This window comes from Salinispora mooreana, assembly GCF_000379065.1.
Lineage (GTDB): Bacteria > Actinomycetota > Actinomycetes > Mycobacteriales > Micromonosporaceae > Micromonospora > Micromonospora mooreana.
Genome location: NZ_KB900614.1, coordinates 847781 through 874617 on the forward strand (window position 1 = coordinate 847781; position 26837 = coordinate 874617).

Here is a 26837-nt window from a genome sequence, read left to right on the forward strand (position 1 = left end):
ATATATAAATTTCTGACACTAAAACAACCGATATGAGCGATTCATCTGTGCCGCGCCGAAAAGTGCGCTGGACCGGGATTGATGGGCTGCATCAGGTGGGAATACCCAAGGCAGCGGAGGAGCCAGGTTGAGGAGACGAGAATGCGCCAGGACGAGCAGCAGGCCGACACTGAGCACCCGGAGGGCGCACCCTTCGCAGCCGCACCAGCGCGACCGAAGGGTGGTCAACCGACGACCGCCGACGACAGCGACCAGCGCGCTGCCGCGGACGGAGACCGAGACGATCGGCCCGAATTCCACCGGCCCGGCCCGGTCCCGAGCGCCCTCGGTGCGCCCTCGGTCGGCGGGGCGGTCGCCGCGTCCGCACTTGCCGGCGGGGAAGAGGAGGCTCCGGACGCGCGCGACGAGTCAACCCCCCGAGCCGGCGACGGTGCCGTTGACGTTGCGCGAGAAGGCTGGCGGGCGGATCCAACGGCCGAGTTCCGCGGTGGCCCGGGGTGGGTACAGCGCCGGGCCGAGCGGGCGTCGGCGGTTGCCGAGCCTCCCACCGCTGAAAGCCACCGCGAGCAGCGAGGGGACGGCGCGACCCGGACCGCCGGCGCTGCCGCGGAGCAACAGCCCGATGCGGGTGGCATGGCACCCGATGCACGGGGTAGGCGAGAAAGTAGCGCACATACGGACGGGAGGGCGACACCATGACCGATCATGACCGGTACCGACCGTTGGAGGAGAGCGCTGAGGCAGCCGCGGCGGTCGAGGACGACACCGGCGTCCCCCAGCTGATCACCGGCGGGGGTGGCGACCGGAACACCCCCGCCTTCGCCGCCGCTGGGGAGCAGGCCGACGGCGGCGCGTCGACCGAGAACCTCCTTGGCGACCCGTACGGCGCCGGGGCCGGTGGGGACACCATCCGCACCGGAGCGGAGCAGCCGTGGGAGCCGGAGGATCTGGTGGCGGCGCGCGGTCAGGACCTGACACCGGAAAATGTTGAGCGGGCCCGCCGAGACCTGGTCGAGAAGGGCCGGGCCGCGATCGAACGTACGGTCCCCTGACCACATAGCCGCCGGGCCCCGGACCCGATCGCGCTGATCGGGCCCGGGGCTCGGGGAACCCGCCGCCCACGCGCCTCACCACCCCAGCGGCTGGGTTCCACAATCAGGACAGCGGCGGGTGGGCATTCTGCATGAGCTGCTGGAACTGCGCCGGGAACCAGGCACCGGAGATCGGCGCATCGGGCAGGGCCCCGGTGGGGTTGAAGCCGTTACGGGCGTTGCCCTCGTACGTCGGGTCACACATCCGGTCAAAGCCTTTGCCATCGTCGTTCGGAATCTCCTCGCTGGAGCCGTCTGACTCGCCCGGCGGCTTCACCCAGACGTAGGCATCGATGCCCGGTTCCGGCGCGGCCTGCGGCCGCTCGCCCAAACCCGCGCCAGACTGGTTGCACCAGTTTCCGGCGTGGACTCGTCGATCAACCCGACCGCCGTCGACATAGCTGTCGACATCGGTCATCGGCCCGGGGCCGGCTGGTCGGGCGCTGCCACCCCAGCCGTTGCGGGAGGTGTCGATCAACATTCCCACCTCCGAGTCGAAGCCCTTGACAACCAGTTCGTCCCGGAACGCCTGCGCAAACGACAGCTCGTCCACGTACTGGTTCCAGTCCACCCACGTGGATTGACGGATCGTCTGTCCGTTGACCGTGTCGGTGATCTGGAAGTAGGGCTCGCGCAGTGCCGAGTAGTTGGCGGTGTTGACGATGAAGCCATGCACGTCATCGACTGTGCTGTCAGAGGCCGTAGCGGCCTCCTTCAGAAGCAGGGCGACCGGGCTGAAGTTGGTGTCCCAGCCAATCCAGCCGTGGTGAGCGGCGTCCACGTAGTTGTAGACGTTGCTGATCGCACCCAACGTGGCCAGTGCGTAGCCGATGCCATTGACGTAGGCACCATTCTGTTTGACGAGGTCACAGGTCGGAGTGGCACCCGGGTTGCTGCCGGTGTTGGCGTGCAGGTTCGGCAGTGAGTCGATCTCGACTATGTTGATGATCCGGAGGTCCTGGTACGTCGGGTCACTCTGGATCGCCGCGATCGGGTCGATGAACTCTGCCTTGTAGCGGGGCAACTCGTCCGGTGCAAGTTCACCGTTCGAGGCAAGCGCAGCGCAGTCCCGACCGGGCAGGTTGTAGATAACGAACTGGATGTAGTCCGCCCCCTGGCTCAGCGCCTCATCCAGGTGGTCGCGTACGCCCATCGGACCGTTGGACTGACTGTCGTCGGTACCTTCGATCGCCGCGATCCGGTCGATCCAGACGGCGGTTGACGCGTTCGACACCCGGTCACCACCCGGCACCGACTCGGCCTTGGCCTTCCACTCCGGATTCACGTAGCCCACCGCGTTCAGGTACGGGTTGTCGGCTCGACCTCCGGGAGGTGGGGTGGTGGGAGGTGGGGTCGTCGGTGGTGCCGTGGTGGGAGGTGGGGTCGTTGGCGGTGCCGTGGTGGGGCCACCGCCGCCGATGCAGGCCACCCCGTTGAGGGTGAACGACGTCGGTGTGGGGTTACTGCCACTCCACGAGCCGTTGAAGCCGATCTCCACGGTGGCACCGCTGGCCACCGAACCGTTGTACGACTCGTTCTGCGCTGTGACGTTCTGCCCGGACTGGCCATACCGGGCCGACCAGCCGTGCACAACCTGCTGACTGCTGTTCGGGAAGGCGAAGCGAAGCGTCCAGCCGTCGAGCGCCTCCCCGGTGTTCTTGATACTGAGGGAGGCGGTGAAGCCACCGGGCCAGTCATTCGTGGTATAGGACACCTCACACTGAGTCGCGGCGTGGGCCATGGTGACCGGCAGGGTCACCAACCCACCCACGACCAGGACGCCCGCGCCGGCCAGCGCAAGGGACGGGCGCGGACCAGCGAGTCTTCTCCACACATTCATGCCACAGATCTCCTTGGGCGAGACCGTTCCGCGGACGGCCCAGCCGACTGACCCGGTGGACGCCGCCGTGAGCAGCCACCGAGGCCAGCGGATACTTCCGGACCGTCCTGGACGGGGTGGTGGTGGTCTGTGCAGACCTGCGATGCAGGTCGGTCAGACCGGCAGAATGATCGCCCGGCGAACCGGTTGCCCTCGATACCCCTGCCGCTACACGGTGTTGGCTCCCACGTTCGTCGATTCTGACATGGGAGCGCTTCCATCGCAATCCTTCGACGGAACCGCACCGGGCACACCCCGGCCACCGGCTTGAGCCGCGACATGAGCGTCGCGACGCAGGAAAGGACTACACCCGCCAGCTAAGGCCGCAAGCCACCAACCCCTACATAACCCCTAAAGCGGGAAAGGCGAAATTTACCCTTCATAAGTTGTGAAAGGGACTAACGTCTGCCCTAGCTCGGTTGTCGCCGAGTTCAGGACAACAGGGGATGGAGTGACGCACGTTATGGCAAAGAAGCTGCTCGGGAAGGTCGTGGCAGGTGCGGCCCTCGGCGGTGCCTCCCTGCTCGTGTGCGCACCGGGAATCGCGGTCGCGGACGAGCACCACCGTAAAGATGAGGGCAAGGTCCTAGCCAAGCCACACGAGGTCAAGGCCGGCCACGAGGTCAAGCTGATCCAGTACTGCCCGACGCCCCAGGAGCACGCCTACGTCTGGTCGAAGGTGACCGGCAAGGTCAAGCTCAAGCCAGCGCACGACCGGGACGGCAAGGACTACGGGGACAGGGGCGGTCACGACTGGGACTACGGCCGCGACCATAAGGGCGGCTGGGACTACGGCCGCGACCACCGCGGCTACGACCACAAGAGCGACTGGGACTACGGCCGCGACTACCACGGCGGCTACGACCACAAGAGCGACTGGGACTACGGCCGCGACTACCACGGCGGCTACGACCACAAGAGCGACTGGGACTACGACCACAAGCACCACGACCACAAGCACCACGACCACAAGCACCACGACCACAAGGGCGACTACGACCACAAGCACCACGACCACAAGCACCACGACCACAAGGGCGACTACGACCACAAGCACCACGACCACAAGCACCACGACCACAAGGGCGACTACGACCACAAGGACGGCTGGGACTCCGGCCGCGACTACGACCACAAGAGCGACTACGACCACAAGCGCCACGACTACAAGGGCGACTACGACCACAAGGACGGCTGGGACTCCGGCCGCGACTACGACCACAAGAGCCACGACTACAAGGGCGACTACGACCACAAGAGCGACTGGGACTCCGACAGCCGTAGCGACTGGGGCAGCGAGGGGGAAGGCCGGCGAGCCGGCCGCCCAGCATCCGCCGAGAAAACCCAGGGCGAGCAGGGAGGTCAGGCGGCTGGGCACCACGACAGCCGGAGCGGTTCTGAGCACGGCCAGGACGGGAAGGGCGGCCGTGACGGCTCGGACAGGACCGACGACCGGAGCGGCTGGCACGGCGACGACCGGAGCGGCGACGACCGGAGCGGCTGGCACGGCGACGACCGGAGCGGCGACGACCGGAGCGGCTGGCACGGCGACGACCGGAGCGGCGGGCACGGCGACGACCGAGACGGGGATCGCTGGGAGCACAAGCGGGACTACGTCTACTACGGCGAAGCCAAGGTGGACAAGCACGCCAAGCCGGGCACCTACAAGCTCAAGGGCTCGTGCGGCGAGGGCGAACTCGTTGTGCTCCCGCGGGGCGGGGTTGACGGCGGCGACGGCGGCATGAGCGCCGGCGCCAACCGGGGCCTGGCTGCCGGTGGGGCTGGCCTGCTCGGCGCGGCCACCCTGGGCGGTCTGGTGCTGCTGCGGCGTCGAACCGATGGTTCCCTGGTCTGAGGGGACGACGACCCGGGCCGGTGGCCGTCACGGACTCCCGTGGCGTGCCGCCGGCTCCATCGTCGTCGTCTTGCTCGCCTTGGCCGGCTTCGGCCTGCTCGGGGCGGCGTTTACGGAGAGTCCCACGGCCCGCCCCCCGCAGCCTCCCGCGCTGGCCGACTCTCCAGTCGGGGCAGTGGCCCCCGGCCCGGACGCCGCCCGGCCTGCCTCCTCCGGGCACCCCCGCTCCACTCCCAGCCAGATCGTCATCCCCAAAATCGGTGTCGACGCATCGGTCATGAAGGTCGGGACCAATCCGGACGGGACAGTCGAGGTGCCCCCACTCGATCAGGCGCAGTTGGCCGGCTGGTACGAGCCGGGAGCGAGCCCGGGCGAAGTCGGTAACGCCGTGATTGTTGGACACGTCGACTCGGCAGAGCTCGGCCCCGCCGTCTTCTTCTCCCTCGGTGAGCTGCGACCGGGCGACACGGTTGGCGTGGTCCGGGAGGACGGCGAGCAGGTCGACTTCACCGTCGAGTCGGTGAAGTCCTATCCGAAGACCGACTTCCCGACCGAACTGGTCTACGGCTCCACGGACCAGATCGGACTACGGGTGGTGACCTGTGGTGGCATTTTCGACGAGGCGGCCGGCAGCTACCCGGACAACATCGTCGTGTTCGCCACCCAGGCCCCATAACCCTGGGATCGGAGGTCCCGGCGGCCGAGGCCCGGCCGCCGGGACATTCCCACGGGTCAGGACGCCGCTGAGGTCCGCACCAGGGTTCGGATCTGACGTAGCAGCACCGACAGGGCGGCCAGGTCGGCCCGGGACTCGTCGAACTCCCCCATCGCCCGCTGTGCACGGTGGATCGAGGTAGCGTTCGACTGCTCCCACTGCTGCACCCGCTCCACCGGTGGCAGGTCGCCCGGGGTACCCCCCAACACCTCGGTGGTCAGCGCGGCGAGCGCGGCGTACAGGTCGTACCGCAGCGCCATCCGGGCCAGTGTCTGCCACCGGTCCTCTCGCGGCAGCAGCGAGATCTTCGACAGCAGCGAGTCCACCCGGAACCGATCCGACAGGACGAAGTAGACCGACGCGACCTCGGACACGTCCCGCCCACTGCTCGCCGCAGTCTCGACGACATCGAGCAGGCCGAAGCTGTACATCAGCCGAACCGTCTGCTGCGCCAGGTCCCGCGGCAGTCCCTTGGCAACCATTGACTCGAGGTGCGCCGCGACTGCCTCCCGCTCGCTGCCGTAGAAGAGCGTCTCCATCCGCGGTAGGAGGTGGGCGACCCCGTCACGCAGCCGCGCGATCTCCGCCGGCACGTCGATCGGAGAGCGGCGGTTGGTCACCAGCCACCGAACCGCCCGGTCCAGCAGGCGCCGAAAGTCCAGGTAGACATCGGTCTGCAGGTCAGGGGCGACTCGGTTGTCCAGCTCCTCGACGGCGTTCCAGATCCCGCGCAGCCCGAACACCTCGCGGACCACCACGTACGCGCGGAGCACGTCGGCGGCGCTCGCTCCGGTCTCCTCGACCACCCGGTAGACGAACGAGATACCGCCCCGGTTGATCGTCTCGTTAACCAACATGGTGGTGACGATGTCCCGGCGCAACCGGTGGCGGGACATCCGCTCGGCGAACCGCTCCCGCATCGGCGTGGGGAAGTAGTTGACCAACAGCTCAGTCGTCCACTCCTCGTCGGCCAAGCCCTCCGCCAGGATCTCCTTCTCGAGCACGATCTTGACGTACGCGAGAAGCACCGCGAACTCCGGCGCGGTCATCCCGGACTCCATCCGGACCGCCAGTTCCTCGTCCGGTGGCAGCGCCTCCAGCGCCCGGTCCAGGGCACCCGAGCGCTCCAGTTCAACGATCATCCGTCGGTGCACCGGCAACAGCGACGGCGCCTGGGCCTGTGCGTTGCTGATCGCCCGCGCCTGGTCGTAGTTGTCCCGCAGCACCAACTCGGCGACCTCGTCGGTCATCTCGGCGAGCAACTCGTCCCGCTCACCGACGGTCAGCTCCCCGTCGGCGACCGCCGTGTTCAACAGGATCTTGATGTTCACCTCGTGGTCCGAGCAGTCCACCCCGGCCGCGTTGTCGATGAAGTCGGTGTAGATCCGACCACCCGCCTCGGCGTACTCGATCCGGCCGAGCTGGGTGCAGCCCAGGTTGCCCCCCTCTCCGACGACCCGGCAACGCAGGTCCTTGCCGTCAACCCGGATCGCGTCGTTGGACTTGTCCCCCACCTCGACGTTGGTCTGACTCGAGGCCTTGATGTAGGTGCCGATGCCGCCGTTCCAGAACAGGTCGACCGAGGCGGTGAGGATCGCCTTCATCAACTCCTGCGGGCTGAGCTGCGACACACCGTCCTCGATACCGAGCGCCGCCCGCACCTGCGGCGAGATCGGCACCGACTTCGCGGTACGGAGGAACACGCCGCCCCCCTCGGAGATCAACTCCGGGTTGTACTCCTCCCACGTCGACCGAGACAGGTCGAACAGCCGCTTCCGCTCCGTCCAGGAGGTGGTGGCGTCCGGATTCGGGTCGAGGAAGATGTGTCGGTGGTCGAAGGCGGCCACCAGCCGGATGTGCTGCGACAGCAGCATCCCGTTGCCGAAAACGTCACCGGACATGTCGCCGACGCCGACCACCGTGAATTCCTGGGTCTGGGTGTCGTGCCCCAACTCGCGGAAGTGCCGTTTCACCGACTCCCAGGCGCCGCGGGCGGTGATCCCCATCTTCTTGTGGTCGTAGCCCGCCGAACCACCGGAGGCGAACGCGTCGCCCAGCCAGAAGTTGTGGGCCGTGGAGATCTCGTTGGCGATGTCGGAGAAGGTGGCGGTGCCCTTGTCCGCCGCGACAACCATGTACGGGTCGTCCCCGTCGTGGCGAACCACATCCGGCGGCGGCACAATCTCGCCGCTGACGATGTTGTCGGTGGCGTCCAGCAGCGCGGAGATGAACTCCTTGTAACAGGCCACGGCTTCGTCCCGGTCGCCCGGCTTCCGCTTGAGCACGAAGCCACCCTTGGCCCCGACGGGGACGATCACGGCGTTCTTCACCATCTGCGCCTTGACCAGACCGAGTACTTCGGTACGGAAGTCCTCCCGCCGGTCGGACCAGCGCAACCCGCCCCGAGCCACCGGCCCGAAGCGCAGGTGCACACCCTCGAACCGGGGCGAGTACACGAAAATCTCGTACCGGGGCCGCGGCGCCGGCAGGTCCGGGATCGCCTGTGGATCCAGCTTCAGGGCGACATATGGCTTCGGCCGTCCGTCAACGCGCTTCTGGTAGAAGCTCGTCCGCAGGGTGGCCTGGATCAGAGTCAGGTATGACCGGAGGATTCGGTCCTGGTCGAGGCTGGCCACGTCGTCGAGCGCGGCACGCAGTTCGGCGACCAGCTCCCTACTCTGCTGCTGGCGCTGCTCGGTGCTGGTTGAGCCCGGCGCGAACCGGGCCTCAAAGAGCCGCACCAGCAGGGCCGCGATCCGCGGATACGCGATGAACGTCGACTCCATGTAGTCCTGGGAGAAGACCGTGCCCGCCTGACGCAGATACTTGGCGTAGGCCCGTAACACGACCACCTGCCGCCAGGTGAGGCCGGCGCGCAGGACCAGCGCGTTGAAGCCGTCCACCTCGGCCTCGCCCCGCCACGCCGCCGCAAAGGCGTTCTCCACGTGCGGGCGAACCTCGACGAGCTCCTGGTGCCCCTCCGGCAACCGCAGGCCGAAGTCGTACAGCCAGATCCGACCGTCAATGCGCTCTACCTCGTACGGGTGCTCGTCAACCGCCTTCACCCCGAGCGAGTGCAGCACCGGCAGCACCGCCGAGAGCATCATTGGCTCGCCGTACCGGTAGACCTTGAACCGGACGTCCATCGACTCGTCGTCGTCGCCCACCCGGCTCGCGGCACGAGGCGCCAGCTGCTTCCGGAACAGGTGCATCTCCAGCTGGCCGGACTCCTCCAGCAGCTCCAGCTTCGCCAGGTCCTTCATCGCCTCGTACGGCGTGTGCCCGTCCTTGTAGCCCTCCGGGAAGGCGTCGGCGTACCGGGAGAAGAGGTGCTTGGCCTGCTCGTCGCCGAGCTTGCGCTCCAGCACCAGCCGATAGTCGTCGTCCCAGAGGCGGGTGGCGTCGGCCAGCTCCTCGGCGAGCAGGTCGGCGTCGATATCCCCCGGCGGCTTGGTCGGGTCGGTACGCACGATGAAGTGCACCCGGGCCAGCATCGACTCGGTAACCCGGGTGGTGTAGTCGACCCCGACCCCGTTCAGCTCCCGCAGCAGGATGTCCTGCATCCGCAGCCGGTTCTGGGTGGTGAACCGATCCCGCGGCAGATAGATCAGGCAGGAGATGAAGCGTCCGTACGCGTCCCGGCGCAGGAACACCCGCAGTTGCCGGCGGCCAGCCATGCGCAGCACACCGATCACCGCGTGGTACAGGTCATCGGTCTTGATCTGGAACAGCTCGTCGCGCGGATAGGTCTCCAGAATCTGGAGTAGGTCCTTGCCGGAGTGGCTACGCAGGCTCAGGCCGGACCGATCGACCACCTCCGCCACCTTGCGCCGTACCACCGGCAGCTCCTGCACGCTGGTGCGGTACGCGGCGGTGGCGAACAGACCGATGAACCGACGTTCCCCGACCACCTCGCCGGCCTCGTCGAACACCTTGAAGCCGATGTAGTCCAGGTACGCGGATCGGTGCACGGTAGCCCGTGAGTTCGCCTTGGTGATGACCAGCAGGCGCTTCTCGGCGACCCGCTCGTGCGCCTCGGGCGTCATCGACGACAACGCCCTTGACTCCGTGGAGTCCGAGCGCAGGATCCCGAGGCCGGTGCCGAGCACCGCGCGCAGGGCCTTGCCACCCGCCTCCCCCTCGGCATCCACCAGGCGATACTCCCGGTAGCCGAGGAAGGTGAAGTGGTCGTGGGCGAGCCAGCGCAGCAGCTCGACCGAGTCGGTGATGTCCTTCTCCGGCACCGGCGGCCGGTTCTCGCTGTTCCGCGCGGCCGCCAGCTCGTCGGCGAGCGTCAGCGCCTGCTGGCGCATCCGGGGCCAGTCCTCGACCGCCTCCCGCACGTCGGTGAGCACGCGTTGCAGCTCCCGACGCAGGTTGTCCCGGTCCGCCGCGTCCCGGACCGGGTCGATCTCGATCCGCATCCAGCTCTCGATCAGGCCAGCGGTGGTCACCTCGTCGGGCTCCACGTCGGCGGACACCTCGATCAGCCGGCCCAGCGGCTCGCGCCGAATCACCAGCAACGGATGGACCAGTAGGTGCACATCCAGGTGATGCGAGTTGAGCAGGGCGGTCACCGAGTCCACCAGGAAGGGCATGTCGTCGGTGACGATCTCGACCACCGAGTGGTGCTGGTCGGCATCCGGCTCCTGGATGCGCAGTTTGAGTTCGCCCGGTACCCGCTGTTCGGCCAGCTCCCGGTGGGTACGTACCGAGTCGAGCATCTCCTCGGCGGTGAAGCCGATCAGTTCCTCATCTGGTGCGAACCGCCAGTAGCGGCGAACCAGCGACGCCGAGTCGTGGTCGTCGCCAGCGAGCGCGATCGCCTGCGCCACCAAGCGCTCCGCGTTGGGTACCGTCTCGTCGAGGTCCGAATCCTCGGCGTCCTCGCCGAAAGCGTTGGCGGGCAGGCCCAAGTCGTAGATCGAGTCGATGCTCGAACCGGTCAGGCCGGTCACACCAGTCTCGACATCACCGAACCCGTCGGAATCGGTCGCCGAATCGAAGTTGTCGTCCCGGCCGGTATCAACCTGCCGGAGGTCGGGTCCCGGTTTGGTAGCCGGACGCCGGTCCATCGGTGCCACTCCCCTCGACCCACCGCGTCGTGGGTCACTCTGCGCCCAGCCTAGGCCCTGCCTATCTGCGCCTTGGTTGGCGGACCATCATCCGGACGTCCGGTTCGGGACTGCCGCCTTTCACCTACTGCGATAGGGGTCGACCCACCCCGGTCTACCCCGCCTCCGGATGTTCATCACCCAGTCGGGGCCCGTCTTCGTCGTCGCGGTCTCCGACCGGGGGACAAACAGGCTGGTAAAGCCGCATTCGGGTGTAGAAAAGCCAGGAATCTGGGGTTGCCGAGGCGACCAACCGGCGTCAGCTGACTGGACGCCTCCGGCTTGACGGGGGCCGGGCGTCCGCAGGCGCCGCCGGATCAGCGGGCACCCCCGCGCCGGTCGGCGGCTCCGGGGGCTGCTCCACGCCTGCTGGCCCACCCTGGTTGACGAGGCGCACCGGCGGCTCCGGGCTCCGGCGGCGCTCCGACCCCCGGCGCGACACGGCAGCGGTCGGCAGCCGGGCTGGGACCGATCCCACCGCAGTGACCGGGCGGAGGCCCCCGACCAGGGTGTTAACGATCTCGGCCGCGTACGACCCGTCCGGGTCGTAGTCCGGGTCAAAAACGGTCAGCTCGACGCCGAGGCAGTGCGGGGTGTCGACCAGGCCGGCGAGCAGACTCTCCAGTTCGGCAAAGGCGATTCCGCCCGGGTCGGGAGCGTCGACGGCGGGCATCACGGCCGGGTCCAGCACGTCCACGTCAACATGCAGCCAGTAGCCGGCGCAGTGGGTGAGCTGGTCATGCGCCCACTGCGCGGTCCGTGCCGCACCCTCTGCACGCAGCGCCGGGACCGGTCGGGTGGTGATCCCGGCGGCCTGGAGGTCGAGCCGATAGTCGTCCTGCGCCCGAATGCCCAGCACCACCACGTCGCTATCCCGAAAGTACGGCCGCCGGCCCTCGATAGCGGTCAGGTCAAGCTGACCGCGACCGGTGACCAGGGCCAGCCCCTCACCGGCCGCCGCGCCCACGTACGAGGCGTTGCCGGGGTGCCGGAAATCCGAATGCCCGTCCACGAAGACCAGCCCGACCCGGCCACCCACCGCCACACCGAGCCGGTGCATGGCCAGCGCCGAGCCGAGCACGACCGAGCAGTCCCCGCCGAGCACCAGCGGAAACTCGCCTCGGTCTATGACCGCTCCGATCCGGTCGGCGAGCGCCACCGAGTAGTTGGCGATCTCATACGCGTGACATACGCCATCGCCGGGTCGCCAGTCGCCCGGGTCGTACCGGAACGGGGTCAGGCAGCCGGCATCCCGGGCCCGGAGCCGGCCGAGCAGGCCCTGGTCGCGCAGGGCGCCCGGAGCCTTGCCGCAGCCCGGCACCGAGGTCGCGGTGGGCGGGCGCAGCCCAAGGTTGGTGGGCGCGTCGAGGACGGCGATCCGGCGCATCATGGGCTCCCGTCCTCAAGCTCGTGCGGGCCGGTGGTCACACCGGCCCGCGCCGACGTGACTGGATCAGAACAGGGCGCTGGCCAGTGCCCGACGGGCGAGCGCCACCGCGGAATCGTCGGGACCGGCGATGGAGAAGAGGCCGACCAGGTGCTGACGCACCTTCTCCCGGTCCTCACCGGCGGTGCGGCGAACCAGCCCGACCAGACGTTGGTAGGCCTGCTCCGCCATCCCGCCGAGCACCTCGACATCGGCGGCGAGCAGCTGAGCGTCGATGTCGTCGGTGGCCGTGGCCGCCGCCGCGAGCGCCGCCTGCGGGTCGGCGCCGGCGACCCGACGGGCAAGCCCGACCTGGGCCAGCCCCGCCTCCGCCGCGGCGTCCGACGGCGCCTCAGCCAGGATCTTGCGGTACGCCTGCTCCGCCGCGTCCAGGTCGCCGTTGAGCAGTGACTCGTCGGCCTCGTCCAACCGTGGGTCAGCCGTCTCGGTCACGCTCGCGCCACCAGCCTTGAGAACCGCCTGGATCCACTGCCGCAGCTGCGCCTCGGGCACCACCCCGGAGAACGCGTCAACCGGCTGGCCGCCGACCACCGCGTAGACCATCGGGATGCCCTGCACCCGGAACATCTGCGCCAGCCGGGGGTTGGCGTCCACGTCGACCTTGGCCAGCACCCAGGCACCGCCGCCCTCGATGGCGAGCCGTTCGAGCACCGGCGAGAGCTGTTTACAGGGCTCGCACCACTCGGCCCAGAAGTCGACGACCACCGGCGTGCTGAGCGACCGTTCAAGGACCTCGGCCTGGAAGGTCGCCTCGGTGACATCAATGACGGCGGCAGTGCTCCCGACGCCGTCATCGGACGGGTCGGACTGGGCAGGGGCGGGGGCCGGGGAGGGTGCGGGGGTGCGCAGCGCGCTGAGGTCTACCGCGCCGCGGGTAAAGATCGACGGGGTGATCCGTGGGTCGCTCATGGTTACCTAGTCTCGCACGGGTGACGCCAATCTCCGCCCTCCGGCGACGCCGAAGGTCACGGTTCTCACGCAGGTCACCACACCTCCCCGCCGCACCTGCGGGATGCCGGCGGTCAGAAGCGAGCCGGCTCGCGGTAGACGCCCCACTCGAGGCGCAGCGCGTCACAGATCTCGCCCAGGGTCGCCTCGGCGCGGACCGCGTCGAGCATCATCGGGATCATGTTCCCGCTGGTCCGGCTGACCGCGACCATCCGCTCCAACGCCGCGCTGACCTCGGCGTCGTCCCGGGCCGCCTTCCGCTCGCCGAGTGTGCGCCGCTGCTCCAGCTCGACCTCGTGCGAAATCCGCAGAATCTCCAGCTCCTTGGCGACCGTGCCGGTGTGGCAGTTAACCCCGACGATCTTCTTTTCGCCCTTCTCCAGCGCCCGCTGGTAGGCGAACGCGGCCTCGGCGATGTGCCCGGTAAACCAGCCATCCTCAATGCCCCGCAGGATTCCCGAGGTCATCGGACCGATCTCGTGCGGCCCCTCACCACCGAGCTGCCGGATCCGGGTGAAGATCTCCTCTGCCTCGGCCTCGATCTTGTCGGTGAGCGCCTCGACGTACCAGGAGCCGCCCAGCGGGTCGGCCACGTTGGTCACCCCGGTCTCCTCCATCAACACCTGTTGGGTACGCAGGGCGATCTCGGCCGACTCGTCGGTGGGCAGCGCCAGGGTTTCGTCGAGGGCGTTGGTGTGTAGCGAGTTGGTGCCGCCAAGCACGGCCGCGAGGGCCTCCACCGCGGTCCGAACCACATTGTTGACCGGCTGCTGTGCGGTCAGCGAGACCCCGGCGGTCTGCGTGTGGAAGCGCAGCCACTGCGCCTTCTCGCTGGTGGCACCGTAGACGTCGCGCAGCCAACGAGCCCAGATCCGCCGGGCGGCTCGGAACTTCGCGACCTCCTCGAAGAAGTCCACATGGGAATCAAAGAAGAAGCTCAGGCCCGGGGCGAAGACGTTCACGTCGAGGCCGCGGGAGAGGCCCAGCTCGACGTAGCCGAAGCCGTCGGCAAGGGTGTATGCCAGCTCCTGCGCGGCCGTCGAGCCCGCCTCCCGGATGTGGTAGCCGGAGACGGAGAGCGGTTTGTACCGGGGTATCTCCCGGGCGCAGTACTCCATGAGGTCGCCGATGAGACGCAGGTGCGGCTCCGGGTCGAAGAGCCACTCTTTCTGTGCGATGTACTCCTTGAAGATGTCCGTCTGCAGGGTGCCATCCAGGCGGGAGAGGTCCGCGCCCTGCCGCTCGGCAGCGATCAGATACATGCAGAAGACCGGGACGGCCGGCCCGGAGATAGTCATACTCGTCGTGACACCGGCCAGGTCGATGCCGTCGAAGAGCACCTCCATGTCGGCGGCGCTGTCCACCGCTACCCCGCAGTGCCCGACCTCGCCGAGTGACTGCGGATCATCCGAGTCACGCCCCATCAGCGTGGGCATGTCGAAGGCGACGGAGAGCCCGCCGCCCCCCGCGCCCAGGATCATCTTGTAGCGCTCGTTGGTCTGCTGGGCGTTACCGAAGCCGGCGAACTGCCGGATGGTCCAGGCCCGCCCTCGGTACCCGGTCGGGTGTAGACCACGGGTGTACGGGAACTCACCCGGCCAGCCGATCCGCTCGAAGCCGGGGTGATCCACTCCCTCTGGCGGCCCATACACCGGGGCGACAGTCATCCCGGAGAGCGTGGTGAAGTCGGCGTCCCGTTTGCGCGCGGCATCGTAGCGGTCCTGCCAGCGTCTGCGTCCAGCGGCGATCTCGTCGGCGTTCATCCGCGGGGCTCCTCCTCGGGTCTGCGACTCCACCTCCGAGTGTAGGTCCTGTCCTGAACGGTCGCTAAGGACGTTCGTACCGGTCGGTAGGGTTTCCGGCGCGGTCGCCGGCGATCTGCGCGAGGAGCTGATCAGCCGCCGCGTACGGGTCGAGCGCACCCGCCGCCACCCGGGCAGCGAGCGTCGACAGCTCGGTGCCGTCCCGCAGCGAACCGATTCGGGCCCGGAGCGCACCCAGCGCGATCGCCTCCACCTCAGCAGCGGCCCGTGCCTCCTGACGACGGCGCAGTTCACCCCGCTCGACCAGCCAACTCCGATGCTTGTCGATGGCCGCGGCGACGTCGTCGATCCCCTCACCGCGTACGGCGACAGCGCGCACCACCGCTGGCCGCCACTGCCCCGGCCCTCGTTCCCCCAGTGCGATCATGCCCTGGATGTCCCGGACCGTGGCATCGGCGCCGTCCCGGTCGGCCTTGTTGACCACGAACACGTCGGCGATCTCCAGGATGCCGGCCTTGACCGCCTGGATCGCGTCCCCCATTCCGGGGGCGAGCAGCACGAGCGTGGTGTCGGCGAGCGAGGCGACCTCTACCTCCGCCTGCCCCACGCCGACGGTCTCCACCAGAACCACGTCGCAGCCGGCACCCTCCAACACCCGGACCGCCTGCGGCGTTGCCGCCGAAAGCCCGCCGAGGTGCCCGCGACTGGACATGGAACGGATGTAGACGCCGGGATCGGTGGCGTGGTCCTGCATCCGGACCCGATCGCCGAGGATCGCCCCTCCGGTGAAGGGGCTGGACGGGTCGATGGCCAGGACGCCGACCCGGTGTCCCCGGGAGCGCAGCGCTCGCACCAACTCGTTGGTGGTGGTCGACTTACCCACCCCGGGCGAGCCCGTCAGACCGACCACCTGGGCCTGGCCCGCATACGGGGCGAAAGCCGCCGCAATCCTCGGCAGTGCCTCGTCCCCGGACTCGACCAACGTGATGAGGCGGGCGACCGCACGGGGGTCACCCGCGCGGGCCCGCTCGACGAGCATGGGAATGTCCCGGCTACGGCGTACCGGAGGCGCGGCCGGGACATTGTTGACGGCGTCAGTCATGGTGCCTTTCGTTCCCGACCACGGGGCTCGCCGGTCTGGCTCACCCCTGGCCCTCGGCCCCCGCTGGGACGTGGATGATCAGCGCGTCGCCCTGGCCACCACCGCCGCAGAGCGCCGCCGCGCCGGTGCCGCCACCGCGCCGCTTGAGCTCCAGCGCCAGGGTCAGAACCAGCCGGGCACCGGACATGCCGATCGGGTGCCCGAGGGCGATCGCACCGCCGTTGACGTTGACCTTGTCCGGACTGATCCCGAGGTCCCGGGTTGACTGGATGCCCACCTGCGCAAACGCCTCGTTGATCTCGATCAGATCCAGATCGTTGATCGTGAGGCCCGCCTTCCGGAGCGCGTGGCCGATCGCATTGGATGGCTGCGAGTGCAGCGAGTTGTCCGGGCCGGCGACATTGCCGTGCGCACCGATCTCGGCCAGCCAGGTAAGCCCCAGTTCCGTGGCTTTGGCCTTACTCATCACCACGACGGCGGCAGCCCCGTCGGAGATCGGCGACGAGCTGCCCGCGGTGATACTGCCCTCCGGGGCAAAGGCCGGACGCAGCTTCGCCAGCGACTCCGCGGTGGCTTCCGGACGAATGCCCTCGTCCGCACTGATCACCAACGGCTCACCCTTGCGCTGTGGGAGAACGACCGGGGTGATCTCCTCGGTGAAGTGCCCGTTCTTCTGGGCTGCGGCGGCACGCTGGTGGCTTCCCGCGGCGAAGGCGTCCTGCTCCGCACGGCTGATCCCCTTGGTGCTGCCGTGCCGCTCGGTCGACTCCCCCATCGAGCAGCAGTCCCAGGCGTCGGTGAGCCCGTCGAGGGCCATGTGGTCCTTGATCACCACGTCGCCGTACTTGTAACCACCCCGCTGTCCCACCAGCAGATGCGGGGCGTTGGTCATCGACTCCATGCCGCCGGCCACGATGACGTCGAACTCCCCAGCCCTGATCAACTGGTCGGCCAGGGCGATCGCGTCCAGCCCGGATAGGCAGACCTTGTTGATGGTCAGCGCCGGAACGGAGAGCGGAATGCCCGCCTCGGCGGCCGCCTGCCGGGCCGGAATCTGACCGGCGCCCGCCTGGAGCACCTGCCCCATGATCACGTACTGGACCTGATCCGGGGCGACCTCGGCCCGCTCCAGCGCTGCCTTGATCGCCACGCCACCAAGCCGGGTCGCGGAAAGATCCTTGAGATTTCCCAGCAGTCGCCCCATCGGGGTTCGAGCGCCGCTGACGATCACCGAAGCCATACCTGCCTCCGAGGGTCCCGACCTGTACGCCTTAACGATTGTTAGGACGCACCTTAGCTTCTGGGAACAGATCGACGACGGTGACCCCGCGCACATCGACGGCGCACGGTAGGGCAAACCGGTGCAGGGCTACTCGTCGCCCCGCCACACAAGGGGCACGGGAGCGCCCGCGTGACCCGTCCGGACAGGGTATCGCCTTCCCGTGAGACAGGTCATCGCCTCCCCGTGGCGTGAGATAGCCATCCGGTCGCGCTCCCCGGGCACGCGTTCGGCCAGACTGACGCCATGGCCGAGAATCCCCCCGTCGAGTCCGCTGCGGACTACGGCACAGACATCGGACTACGTCGCATCGACCACGTCGGTGTCGCCGTACCTGACCTGGACGAGGCGATCGACTTCTACCAGCGCACCTTCGGCATGCGGTGCGTACACACCGAGACCAACGAGGAGCAGGGCGTCCGCGAGGCGATGTTGGCGGTCGGCCCGACTGCCGCCGGCGGCTGCGTGCAGCTGCTCGCCCCACTCTCACCGGCGTCCACGATCGCGCGGTTCCTCGACCGGCAGGGCCCGGGCGTGCAGCAGGTCGCGTACACGGTCACCGACATCGACGTAGCCTGCGCGAAGCTACGCGAGCGGGGTCTCCGCCTGCTGTACGAGCAGCCGAGGCGGGGCACCGCGAACTCTCGGATCAATTTCGTCCACCCGAAGGACGCCGGTGGCGTCCTGGTCGAACTGGTCGAGCCCGCCGCGGAGCACTGAGGCCGGGTGGCCCTCCCGCTCCCTGCCGGGCAGGGCCCACCCACCAATCGATGCATTTTTTCACACAGCACTTCCGAGCAAAGCTACCGTTCAGTAACGTCCGCCTCCACAACAGCGCGGTCGATGCCGGTCGCGTCGATACCGAGCCGGTGACCGACGTGCCGGGCACCGACGATGGCACGCCCCTGCCGGCGACGCGCGGGGCAGACGAACGGGAGGTCGAAGTGCAGGACATCCTCGAAACGATCATGGCCGCGGAGGGTTCGGCGCAGCCCGAACGTGAACTCGCTGGTGTTGCCCGGCTCCCAATTCCACAGTCCTACCGAGGCGTCGTCGTGCGCGCCGAGGAGACACAGATCTTCGACGGCATGGCCACGCGGGACAAGGACCCCCGCAAGGCGCTGCACGTCCAGGAGGTGCCGACCCCACAGCTCGGTCCCGGCGAGGCACTGGTCGCGGTGATGGCCAGCGCCATCAACTACAACACGGTGTGGACGAGCATTTTCGAACCACTGCCGACCTTCACGTTCCTCCAGCGCTATGGCCGACTCTCCGAGCTGACCCGGCGACACGACCTGCCGTACCACGTGGTCGGTTCGGACGCGGCCGGCGTCGTGCTACGCACCGGCCCCGGTGTGACCCGGTGGCAGGCCGGTGACGAGGTCGTCGCCCACTGCCTCTCGGTGGAGCTGGAGGAGGCCGCCGGACACGATGACACCATGCTCGACCCGCAGCAGCGGATCTGGGGTTTCGAGACCAACTTCGGCGGTCTGGCCGAGCTGGCGATTGTCAAGGCCAACCAGCTCATGCCGAAGCCCCGCCACCTCAGCTGGGAGGAGGCGGCGAGCCCGGGGCTGGTCAACTCCACCGCGTACCGCCAGCTCGTCTCCCACCACGGCGCGAACATGAAGCAGGGTGACGTCGTGCTGATCTGGGGTGCCTCCGGCGGCCTGGGCAGCTACGCCACCCAGATGGCGCTCACCGGTGGGGCGATTCCGGTCTGCGTGGTCTCCTCGCCGGAAAAGGCGGAGCTGTGCCGACGGATGGGCGCGGAGCTGGTGATCGACCGGGCCGCCGAAGGCTTTCGGTTCTGGCAGGACGAGCAGACCCAGAACCCGGACGAGTGGCGCCGCTTCGGTGAACGCATTCGTGAGCTGACCGGCGGCGAGGACCCCGACATCGTCTTCGAGCACCCGGGGCGAGAGACCTTCGGAGCCAGCGTCTTCGTCACCAAACGCGGCGGCACCGTGGTCACCTGCGCCTCGACCAGTGGCTACCAACACCAGTACGACAACCGCTACCTCTGGATGCACCTGAAGCGCATCGTCGGCAGCCACTTCGCGAACTACCGGGAGGCGTGGGAGGCGAACCGGCTGATCGCCCTCGGCAAGATCCATCCGACCGTGTCGAAGACCTACAGCCTGGAGCAGACCGGCCAGGCCGCATGTGAGGTGCACCGGAACGCGCACCAGGGCAAGGTCGGGGTCCGCTGCCTTGCTCCTACCGACGGCCTCGGTGTACGCGACCCCGAGTTCCGCGGGCGGCACGAGGCAGCGATCAACCGGTTCCGCGGTCACTGATCAGACGGGTCACAGTCGCCACCCAATGTGGTGACTGGATTGCCTTTCCTTCCGCCGATCTGGACGGCCATTCGAACGATACCGACTTCCCCGATACCGGCTCAGAACTGAAATGAGGCCGTGAGTCCTTGCGCACGGCCCATTTCAGAGCCCACTTCAGACCGTCACGGCATCCGGGAGCTGCCAAGATCGCCGATCGGCCCGGCCGCTGCGCCGCGAGCGGGTTGACCCTGTAATGAGGAAGGCAAAGGTCGGGGCGCTCTTGCGAAGGCCCCCAGGTCGTCTGCGAGTATGTCCCAATGCCCCAGCAGCAGTCCTCCCCTCTTGCGTTCTTCGATAACGCGAACACCCAGCCTGACTTCACGGTCGGCCTGCGCGGCTACAACACCGGGCAGGTGGACGACTTCCTTGGTCGGATGAGCGCCGCGCTGACCCAGTCCGAGCAGGCCCGCGCCGAGGCCGAGCAGCGGATGAACGACGCGCAGCGCCGACTCCGCCAGGCTGAGCAGCGGATGACCGCCCTCGAGCAGAAGCTCTCCGAGGCCAGCAAACAACTCGAAGAGAACAATCGGCCGACCCTCTCCGGCATCGGGACCCGCGTTGAGCAGATCCTCCGGCTCGCTGAGGAGCACGCCAACGACCATCGCAACGAGGCGAAGCGGGAGTCCGAGGGCATTCTCTCCGCCGCCCGGCTCGAGGCCCGGGAGATCACTGACAAGGCGCGGGCCGAGGTGGCGGCGATGAAGGCCACCGCGGAGCGGGAGGCGGGCAACGTCCGGACCGCCGCGGAGCGGGAGGCGGCCGAGGCCCGCGTCCAGGCCCGCCGCGAGGCCGACACCCTGCGGGCCGACGCCGATCGGGAGACCAAGCAGCTGCGCACCGTCACCGCGCACGAGGTCGCCGAGCTTAAGTCCACCGTCGAGCGGGAGGTGTCCACCCTCCGTGCGACCGCGGAGCGGGAGATCACCCAGCAGCGGGCGAAGGCTGCCCGCGAGGCCGAGGAGAAGCGCGCCGAGGCGACCAAGCTCCTCACCGACGCGCGAGACAAGCGCGACAAGGACCTGCAGGCCCTTGAGCTGCAGCTGGCCGAGCGGCGGGAGAAGGCCGAGCGCGAGGAGTCGGAGCGGCACGCCGCCCAGGTCGCCCAGACCCAGAAGCTCGTCAACGAGGCCGAGGAGCGGGCCCGAGCGGCCCAGGAGCGGGCCAAGGAGATCGAGCAGCGCGCCGAGGCACGGCGGGTCGAGTCGGAACGCACCGCCCACGACACGGTCGAAGAAGCCAAGGCTGCCGCCGAAAAGAGCCTCACCGAAGCGAAGGCCGAGGCGAAGCGCCTGCTCACCGAGGCCCGCACCGAGGCCGACCTGGCTACTCAGACGGCCCGCCGCGAGGTCGAGGATCTGACCCGCCAGAAGGACGCCGTCACCTCCCAGCTCGGCCAGATGCTCTCCGGGCTCGCCGGCATCGTCCCGGGCACGGGCCCGGACGCCGCCGCGGCGGCAGCCTCCGCCGTGGCCGCCGCCACGGAGGCGAAGTCGGGGGCCACAGCGGAGGCGAAGAAGAGCGAGAGCACCGCATCCTCCAGCTGACCAGCTCGGCTGGTGCCTGTTCCACCGCGCGGGGCGATGCTGGGTATCCGGTGTCGCCCCGCGCCGTACGTCGTTCCAAGTCCGGATCGCACCGGTTGAACCGCTGCATCCGACGAGTCCGTATCGCCCCAAGAGGGCCAATTGCGTGTGAGGATGGGGGCATGTCGAACGGCGAGGAACTGTTCGCTCTCGGCGGGGATGTGACCACGGAGCCCAGCTTCGAGGCCGGCCTGCGGGGGTACGTGAAGGGGCAGGTCGACCGGTACGTCGCTCGCGCCGAGCACGAGATCGCCACCCTGACCGCCGAGCGAGAGCAGGCCTACACCCAAATCCACAAGCTGGCCGGCCAGGTGGAGGTGCTCCAGCGGGACCTGGCCCAGGTGCGCAAGCAGGTCGGCGTGGTGGACCGCGCCTCCTTCCGGCACCTTGGCCCCCGCGTCGAGCAGGTCCTCACCCTCGCCGAAGAACAGGCCGAAGAGATCCTCGCCGCCGCGAACCAGGAGATCGAGTCCCGCCGAGCCGCCGCCGAACACATCATCGACGAGGCGCGGGCGGAGGCGGCCAAAGCGCTCAAGGACTTCGAGCTGGCGCTGGCCGCTCGCCGCGCCGAGGAAGAGCGGCACACCGCAGCGCGGAAGGCGGAGGCAGACGCCGCGGTCAAAGCCGCGACCGAGGAGGCCGAGGCCCGGGTCAAGGCCGCAACCGAGCAGGCAGACGCCACGGTCAAAACCGCAACCGAGGAGGCCGAGGCCCGGGTCAAGGCCGCAACCGAGCAGGCAGACGCCACGGTCAAAACCGCAACCGAGCAGGCAGAAACCGCGGTCAGGGCCGCGACCGAGGAGGCCGCCCGGCTACGCAAGACCGCGCAGGAGGCGCTGACAAAGGCCCAACAGGAAGCTACCCAACTGCGGGACACCGCGAAAGAGGTGCACACGCGGGCCCAGCAGGAGGCGACGAAGCTACGCGAGGCGGCCCGCGAGGCGCAGACCAAAGCCCAGCAGGAGTCAACCGAGCTACGGGAGGCCGCCAAGGAGGTGCAAGCCAAGGCGCAGGAGGAGGCCGGACGCCTCGTGGAGCAGGCTACCGAGGCGAGCCGGGCTACCCACGCCAAGGCCCAGCAGGAGGCCAAGCAGATCATTGACGACGCCAGCATCGCCGGCCGGGCCACACACACAAAGGCCCGTCAGGAGGCGGAGCTGCTCGCCAAGCAGGCCGCCGACGCGGCGAAGCGGCAGCGGGCCGAGGCCGAGGCAGACGCGCAGCAAACACGCACCGAGGCCGAGGCGTATGCCCGGCAGACCCGAGCCCAGACACAGCAGGAACTGGGAGCGTGGCGGGCGGGGGTGGAGAAGGAGGTCAACAACCGCCGGGCGGCGGCAGACCGCGAGCTGGCCCAGCGCCGGGCCGCCGACGACCAGGAGTTCACCAGCCGCCGCGACGAGTTGGAGCAGCGGCACGAGTCCCGGCATGCCGAGCTGGAGCAGCAGTACACGAGCCGGCAGCAGGAACTGGAGACCGGGTTCGCAGCCCGACAGCAGGAACTGGAGACCGGGTTCACGACCCGACAGCAGGAACTGGAGACCGGGTTCACGAGCCGGCAGCAGGAACTGGAGACCGGGTTCGCAGCCCAACAGCAGGAACTGGAGACCGGGTTCACGACCCGACAGCAGGAACTGGAGACCGAGTTCACCTCGCGCAAGACCGAGTTGGAGTCCACGTACACGGCCCGCCGCGACGAGATCGAGGGTGCCGCCGAAAGCATCCGGCGGACCGCCGAGCAGGATGCCCAGGCCCTACGCGAGCGTGCGGACCAGGAAGCAACGGTGCTGCTGAGCCAGGCCGAGGAGGCGGCGGCCGAGCAGCGCCGTACCGCCGACGAGTACGTCGCCACCTCCCGACGCCAGTTCGAGGAGTACGCCGCCACCACCCAGCAGGCCCTGGCCACCACCCAGCAGCACCTGGCGGCGACGCAGCAGGAGGCCGCGACCGGCCGGCAGCAGCTCGCCCAGGTGATGCTGGAGATCGCGCAGGCGCAGCAGCAGCTCGCTGATCTGCGGCAGGAAACCTGGCGATCCCGCCAGGAGTCCGATGACCTGCAGCGACAGGTGGCAGAACTTCGGCTCGAGTTGACCAGGGCAGCGAAGCCCGCCCCGGTCGGGCCCGCGGACGGCGATTCCGACAACGGTCGGGCCCCCACGGACGCACCGGCGCCGCCCGCTGGCGACCGGGCCGGGGTGGGCAAAGTCGATCCGGCGGACGCCGGCCAGCCGGCCCGCGGACGGATCGAGCCGGCCGTTGACGAGTCCGCCAAGGGCAGCGTGAAGTCGGTTACCACGAAGGACGGTGATGAGGCCAGCGCCGGGGTGGACGGCGAGCCGACCGTCGCGGCCGTACCGGGTGAGGGGGGTCGGGCAGCCGCCCCCACAAAGATCACCAGTACCGGTGAGAACAACAACCGACCGGCGAAGCCCACCACCGACCAGCGCAGCTCCAAGCCGAGCAAGGTCGTCGTTGACAAGGACTGAGCCGACCGGCTGGACGGCGATCCCCACCGTCGCGGCGCTCCGGCCGGTCCAGCGCGGGGTGGCTGTTCCGCGAAAGGATTCCCGCTAGTCGGCCGCCGGGCCCGGCACCGGCCGATCGGCGAAGGCCGCCACCGTGCGATCAGCGTAAGCGCTGACATCGCCGGTCTCCACCGGGCCGTCCCAGGTGGCCGGCAGCGGCACGGGGACGGAGGGGTTGACCCGCCGGACGACCTCGTCCAGGACGGTCTCGGCGTCACCGACCCACAGGTGTTTGGCGCCCGGCACTCCGACCACCTCAGCCTGCGGCACGGCCGCGAAGCGCTCCCGCGCCTCCTCGGGCCGCAGGTAGTCGTCGAACTCCGGCACCAGCGCCGTGATCGGCTTGCCGGCGGCGGCCCAGCTCGCCAGCTCCTCGGAGCCGGAGAACCGCAGCGGCGGGGAGAGCAGGATCGCACCCGCCACCGCCGGGTCACAGCCGTACCGCAGGGCCAGGTCAGTGCCGAACGACCAACCCAGCAGCCAGATCTCCGGCAGCTCGTGGAACTCCGCGTACTCGATGGCGGCGGCGACGTCGTACCGCTCGCCGACCGCGTTGTCGAACGTCCCCGCACTGGTACCGCGCATGCTGGTCGTGCCCCGGGTGTTGAAACGCAGCACCGCCAGATCAGCCAGGGCCGGCAGGCGCCAGGCGGCCTTGCGGAACACGTGGCTGTCCATCATCCCGCCATGGGTGGGCAGCGGATGCAGGCAGACCAGCGTGGCGACCGGTGCGCGGTCGGCCGGGCGGGCCAACTCACCGACGAGTCGCAGCCCGTCGGCGGTGTGCAGCTCGATCTCCTCCCGGCGGCCGGGCAGGATCGACGAGGCGCGGATGGGTGTGCTCACCCGCCCAGTCTCCCCCGTCACCGCGCCGGCAACCCGGCCGGGGTCGGGAAGAGAGCGACCCCAGGTCGTGCCTCAGCCGTGGCGGGGCGCGCTGCGGCCCCGTTGCACGATCGGTGCCCGCCGGTCCCGGGCCCGCCAACAGCCGCTGTGCCAGTGCCGGCGGTCGGTCAGGTCCCCCCACCCCTGGGCAGGCCACGCCACGACATGCGCCACACCTGGCCGGATCTCCTGGTCACAGCCGGGGCAACGGTAGGTCTTCACCGACGCGCCGCCGCTGATCAACCGGACCTGCCAGTCGCCGTCCCGCCACTGTTGCGCCGACTCGACCCCCTGCCGGAGCCGCGCGGAATCAAACTGCACGCTCTCATCCCGGCGGGATCGGTTACGGCGAGGGCTCACACCCTCCAGCGTACGGCGGGACGATGCCGTACGGTGTCGGCGGGCCGGCGGCGCGACCGGCCCGCACCTGTCCTACCGCTCATCGGCGAGTGTGATCGCGGAAGCCCCGGCCAGTCTTCCGGCCCAGATAGCCGGCGGTGACCAGATGCTCCAGCAGCGGCGCGGGAGCGAACCCCGGCTCGCGCAGCTCCAGGTACAACTCCCGCTGAATGGCCAGGGACACGTCGAGGCCGACCACGTCGAGCAACTCGAACGGACCCATCGGGTACCCACAGCCGAGCTTCATCGCATGGTCGATGTCGTCGGCGGTCGAGTAGCTCGCCTCCAGCATCTTCACCGCGTCGTTGAGGTACGGGAAGAGCAACGCGTTGACGATGAACCCGGAGCGGTCCCCGCAGACCACACCGGTCTTGCCCAGCTCCCCGCAGACCGCCTTCGCGGTCGCGGTGGTCTCCGCCGACGTGCGGATGGTCTGCACGATCTCCACCAGCGACATGACCGGTGCCGGGTTGAAGAAGTGCAGGCCGACCACGTCCGCCGGACGCTGGGTGGCCATCGCGACAGCGATCACCGGCAACGACGAGGTGGTGGTGGCGAGCACGACACCGGGCTTGCAGATCTCGTCGAGGCTGGCGAAGAGGGCCTTCTTGACGCTCAGCTCCTCGATGACCGCCTCGACCACCAGATCGACGTCGGCGAGGTGTTCCAACGTCGCGGACCACGTGATCCGGCCCAGCGCGGCGTCCCGGTCGGCCTCGCCCAGCTTGCCCCGCACCACGCCCTTGTTGAGCGAGGTCTTGACCGCCTCGAAGAGCGTGGCGGACTTCTCCGCCCCGCGGGTCACCGAGACCACCTCGTAGCCAGCCTTGGCGAAGACCTCGATAATGCCGGTCGCCATCGTCCCGGAACCGACCACACCGACCTTCGCGATGCCCCGCGCGCGGGCCTCGAGCGTCGACTCCTCACGCACCGGCGTCTGGTCGTCCGGTACGACCACCGGCGAACCGGGCCGCTCGTAGGTGTAGAAGCCGCGCCCCGACTTCCGACCGAGCAGCCCGGCGGTGACCATCTGCTTGATCAGCGGCACCGGGGCGTGTCGCCGGTCCCGGCCGCCCCGCCGGTACATCGTGTCCAGAATCTCGTACGCGGTGTCCAGGCCGATCAGATCCATCAACGCCAACGGGCCCATCGGCAGCCCGCAGCCGAGTTTCATCGCCACATCGATGTCCTCCCGGCTGGTGTACCGCGCCTCGACCAGGCTGACCGCATGGTTGAGGTAGCCGAAGAGGAGGGCGTTGGCGATGAAGCCGGCACGGTCGCTGATCGTCACATCGACCTTGCCCAACCGCGCGCAGAGCCCCTCCACGTCGGCAACAACCTCGGCCGAGGTGACCACCGTCCGAACGATCTCCACCAGCTTCATGACCGGCGCCGGGTTGAAGAAGTGGATGCCGATGACCTGGTTGGGGCGGGTCGTGGCCACCGAAATCTCGGTTACCGAAAGCGACGAGGTGTTGGTGGCCAGAACCGCCTCGGGCTTGCAGACCCGATCCAGCTCCGCGAAGACCCGCTGCTTCAGATCGAGCTGCTCGGGAACGGCCTCGATCACCAGGTCGACCGAGTGCAGGGCCGCCAGCCCGACCTGCCAGTCGACGCGGGCCAGGAGCCCGTCCCGGTCGGCCGCCGCTAGCTTGCCCCTAGCGACCGCCCGGTCGGTCGAGCCGGTCAGGGTGGCCCGGCCGCGCTCCAGCGCCGCCTCGGTCACCTCGACGGCGACGACGTCGATGCCATTTCGGGCGAAGACCTCGACGATGCCGGCACCCATGGTGCCCAGACCCACCACACCCACACTGGCGAACTCGCGCGTCACGCCAAGCCTCCCTGGTCAGCTCCATTCGGCCGGCGTTAACGGCCAATAAGGTATGCGCGCGAGTCTGCCATGTGCCGCA

At 69.0% G+C, this 26837-nt stretch carries 18 protein-coding genes; 8 read left to right on the forward strand and 10 right to left on the reverse strand.

Annotation, left to right across the window (positions count from 1 at the left end; all coding sequences use genetic code 11):
- Window positions 1-141: 141 nt before the first annotated feature.
- Both SALPAC6_RS27185 and SALPAC6_RS0104035 read left to right on the forward strand, forming a co-directional pair.
- Window positions 142-699, forward strand: a complete 558-nt coding sequence (locus tag SALPAC6_RS27185) for a hypothetical protein (RefSeq protein WP_018252160.1) — start codon at window positions 142-144, stop codon at window positions 697-699.
- The gene (locus SALPAC6_RS0104035) at window positions 696-1052 is read left to right on the forward strand and encodes a hypothetical protein (protein ID WP_018252161.1); all 357 of its coding nucleotides are present in this window, start codon (window positions 696-698) and stop codon (window positions 1050-1052) included. Before SALPAC6_RS27185 ends, SALPAC6_RS0104035 begins: the two co-directional genes overlap by 4 nt.
- A gap of 103 nt (window positions 1053-1155) precedes the next feature.
- On the opposite strand, the gene SALPAC6_RS0104040 is transcribed toward SALPAC6_RS0104035, so the two are convergent.
- Window positions 1156-2931, reverse strand: coding sequence for a glycoside hydrolase family 6 protein (locus SALPAC6_RS0104040; protein WP_018252162.1), 1776 nt, complete (start codon window positions 2929-2931; stop codon window positions 1156-1158).
- Window positions 2932-3433: 502 nt separating this feature from the next.
- Between SALPAC6_RS0104040 and SALPAC6_RS28825 the strand changes: the two genes are divergently transcribed.
- Together SALPAC6_RS28825 and SALPAC6_RS0104050 are read left to right on the forward strand one after the other, a co-directional pair.
- On the forward strand, window positions 3434-4825 hold the full coding sequence (locus SALPAC6_RS28825) for a hypothetical protein (protein WP_026189306.1): 1392 nt from the start codon (window positions 3434-3436) through the stop codon (window positions 4823-4825).
- The gene (locus SALPAC6_RS0104050) at window positions 4809-5501 is read left to right on the forward strand and encodes a class F sortase (RefSeq protein ID WP_018252163.1); all 693 of its coding nucleotides are present in this window, start codon (window positions 4809-4811) and stop codon (window positions 5499-5501) included. Before SALPAC6_RS28825 ends, SALPAC6_RS0104050 begins: the two co-directional genes overlap by 17 nt.
- A gap of 56 nt (window positions 5502-5557) precedes the next feature.
- Here SALPAC6_RS0104050 and SALPAC6_RS0104055 read toward each other — a convergent pair whose 3' ends face one another.
- From SALPAC6_RS0104055 to SALPAC6_RS0104080, 6 genes are all read right to left on the reverse strand, one after another.
- A complete protein-coding gene (locus tag SALPAC6_RS0104055) occupies window positions 5558-10615 on the reverse strand; it encodes an NAD-glutamate dehydrogenase (protein ID WP_018252164.1) in 5058 nt (1685 codons plus the stop codon).
- A gap of 298 nt (window positions 10616-10913) precedes the next feature.
- Complete coding sequence (locus tag SALPAC6_RS0104060) at window positions 10914-12044, reverse strand: arginase family protein (RefSeq protein ID WP_018252165.1); 1131 nt, start codon at window positions 12042-12044, stop codon at window positions 10914-10916.
- Window positions 12045-12107: 63 nt separating this feature from the next.
- Window positions 12108-13010 carry a tetratricopeptide repeat protein gene (locus SALPAC6_RS0104065; protein ID WP_018252166.1) on the reverse strand — a complete coding sequence of 301 codons (903 nt, stop codon included), beginning with the start codon at window positions 13008-13010 and terminating at the stop codon, window positions 12108-12110.
- A gap of 113 nt (window positions 13011-13123) precedes the next feature.
- On the reverse strand, window positions 13124-14812 hold the full coding sequence (locus SALPAC6_RS0104070; protein WP_018252167.1) for an acyl-CoA mutase large subunit family protein: 1689 nt from the start codon (window positions 14810-14812) through the stop codon (window positions 13124-13126).
- Between the two features lie 64 nt (window positions 14813-14876).
- Window positions 14877-15914 carry a methylmalonyl Co-A mutase-associated GTPase MeaB gene (gene meaB, locus SALPAC6_RS0104075; RefSeq protein WP_018252168.1) on the reverse strand — a complete coding sequence of 346 codons (1038 nt, stop codon included), beginning with the start codon at window positions 15912-15914 and terminating at the stop codon, window positions 14877-14879.
- Between the two features lie 40 nt (window positions 15915-15954).
- Window positions 15955-17154 (reverse strand): acetyl-CoA C-acetyltransferase, encoded by a 1200-nt coding sequence (locus tag SALPAC6_RS0104080; protein ID WP_018252169.1) that lies wholly within the window; start codon window positions 17152-17154, stop codon window positions 15955-15957.
- A 285-nt stretch (window positions 17155-17439) separates the two neighbouring features.
- Between SALPAC6_RS0104080 and mce the strand changes: the two genes are divergently transcribed.
- The 4 genes from mce (at window position 17440) to SALPAC6_RS0104100 (ending at window position 23604) form a co-directional block, all read left to right on the forward strand.
- Window positions 17440-17913 (forward strand): methylmalonyl-CoA epimerase, encoded by a 474-nt coding sequence (gene mce / locus SALPAC6_RS0104085; RefSeq protein WP_018252170.1) that lies wholly within the window; start codon window positions 17440-17442, stop codon window positions 17911-17913.
- Window positions 17914-18137: 224 nt separating this feature from the next.
- Window positions 18138-19493, forward strand: coding sequence for a crotonyl-CoA carboxylase/reductase (ccrA, locus tag SALPAC6_RS0104090; RefSeq protein WP_026189307.1), 1356 nt, complete (start codon window positions 18138-18140; stop codon window positions 19491-19493).
- A 299-nt stretch (window positions 19494-19792) separates the two neighbouring features.
- Window positions 19793-21079: a DivIVA domain-containing protein gene (locus SALPAC6_RS0104095; RefSeq protein ID WP_018252172.1), complete on the forward strand. Its 1287-nt coding sequence runs from the start codon at window positions 19793-19795 to the stop codon at window positions 21077-21079.
- A 161-nt stretch (window positions 21080-21240) separates the two neighbouring features.
- Window positions 21241-23604 carry a hypothetical protein gene (locus tag SALPAC6_RS0104100; RefSeq protein WP_020493535.1) on the forward strand — a complete coding sequence of 788 codons (2364 nt, stop codon included), beginning with the start codon at window positions 21241-21243 and terminating at the stop codon, window positions 23602-23604.
- Between the two features lie 84 nt (window positions 23605-23688).
- Here the strand turns inward: SALPAC6_RS0104100 and SALPAC6_RS0104105 are convergent, their stop codons facing one another.
- The 3 genes from SALPAC6_RS0104105 to SALPAC6_RS0104115 form a co-directional block, all read right to left on the reverse strand.
- Complete coding sequence (locus SALPAC6_RS0104105) at window positions 23689-24489, reverse strand: alpha/beta hydrolase (RefSeq protein ID WP_018252173.1); 801 nt, start codon at window positions 24487-24489, stop codon at window positions 23689-23691.
- Window positions 24490-24561: 72 nt separating this feature from the next.
- Window positions 24562-24849, reverse strand: a complete 288-nt coding sequence (locus SALPAC6_RS0104110; protein ID WP_018252174.1) for a hypothetical protein — start codon at window positions 24847-24849, stop codon at window positions 24562-24564.
- A gap of 118 nt (window positions 24850-24967) precedes the next feature.
- A complete protein-coding gene (locus tag SALPAC6_RS0104115) occupies window positions 24968-26758 on the reverse strand; it encodes a 3-hydroxyacyl-CoA dehydrogenase family protein (protein WP_018252175.1) in 1791 nt (596 codons plus the stop codon).
- Between the last annotated feature and the right edge of the window lie 79 nt (window positions 26759-26837).

Excerpts from the sequence above, each read along its gene's own strand:
- SALPAC6_RS27185 (WP_018252160.1), top strand. The coding sequence starts at position 142 with ATGCGCCAGGACGAGCAGCAGGCCGACACTGAGCACCCGGAGGGCGCA.
- SALPAC6_RS0104035 (WP_018252161.1), top strand. The coding sequence starts at position 696 with ATGACCGATCATGACCGGTACCGACCGTTGGAGGAGAGCGCTGAGGCA.
- SALPAC6_RS0104040 (WP_018252162.1), bottom strand. The coding sequence starts at position 2,931 with ATGAATGTGTGGAGAAGACTCGCTGGTCCGCGCCCGTCCCTTGCGCTG.
- SALPAC6_RS28825 (WP_026189306.1), top strand. The coding sequence starts at position 3,434 with ATGGCAAAGAAGCTGCTCGGGAAGGTCGTGGCAGGTGCGGCCCTCGGC.
- SALPAC6_RS0104050 (WP_018252163.1), top strand. The coding sequence starts at position 4,809 with ATGGTTCCCTGGTCTGAGGGGACGACGACCCGGGCCGGTGGCCGTCAC.
- SALPAC6_RS0104055 (WP_018252164.1), bottom strand. The coding sequence starts at position 10,615 with ATGGACCGGCGTCCGGCTACCAAACCGGGACCCGACCTCCGGCAGGTT.
- SALPAC6_RS0104060 (WP_018252165.1), bottom strand. The coding sequence starts at position 12,044 with ATGATGCGCCGGATCGCCGTCCTCGACGCGCCCACCAACCTTGGGCTG.
- SALPAC6_RS0104065 (WP_018252166.1), bottom strand. The coding sequence starts at position 13,010 with ATGAGCGACCCACGGATCACCCCGTCGATCTTTACCCGCGGCGCGGTA.
- SALPAC6_RS0104070 (WP_018252167.1), bottom strand. The coding sequence starts at position 14,812 with ATGAACGCCGACGAGATCGCCGCTGGACGCAGACGCTGGCAGGACCGC.
- meaB (WP_018252168.1), bottom strand. The coding sequence starts at position 15,914 with ATGACTGACGCCGTCAACAATGTCCCGGCCGCGCCTCCGGTACGCCGT.
- SALPAC6_RS0104080 (WP_018252169.1), bottom strand. The coding sequence starts at position 17,154 with ATGGCTTCGGTGATCGTCAGCGGCGCTCGAACCCCGATGGGGCGACTG.
- mce (WP_018252170.1), top strand. The coding sequence starts at position 17,440 with ATGGCCGAGAATCCCCCCGTCGAGTCCGCTGCGGACTACGGCACAGAC.
- SALPAC6_RS0104095 (WP_018252172.1), top strand. The coding sequence starts at position 19,793 with ATGCCCCAGCAGCAGTCCTCCCCTCTTGCGTTCTTCGATAACGCGAAC.
- SALPAC6_RS0104100 (WP_020493535.1), top strand. The coding sequence starts at position 21,241 with ATGTCGAACGGCGAGGAACTGTTCGCTCTCGGCGGGGATGTGACCACG.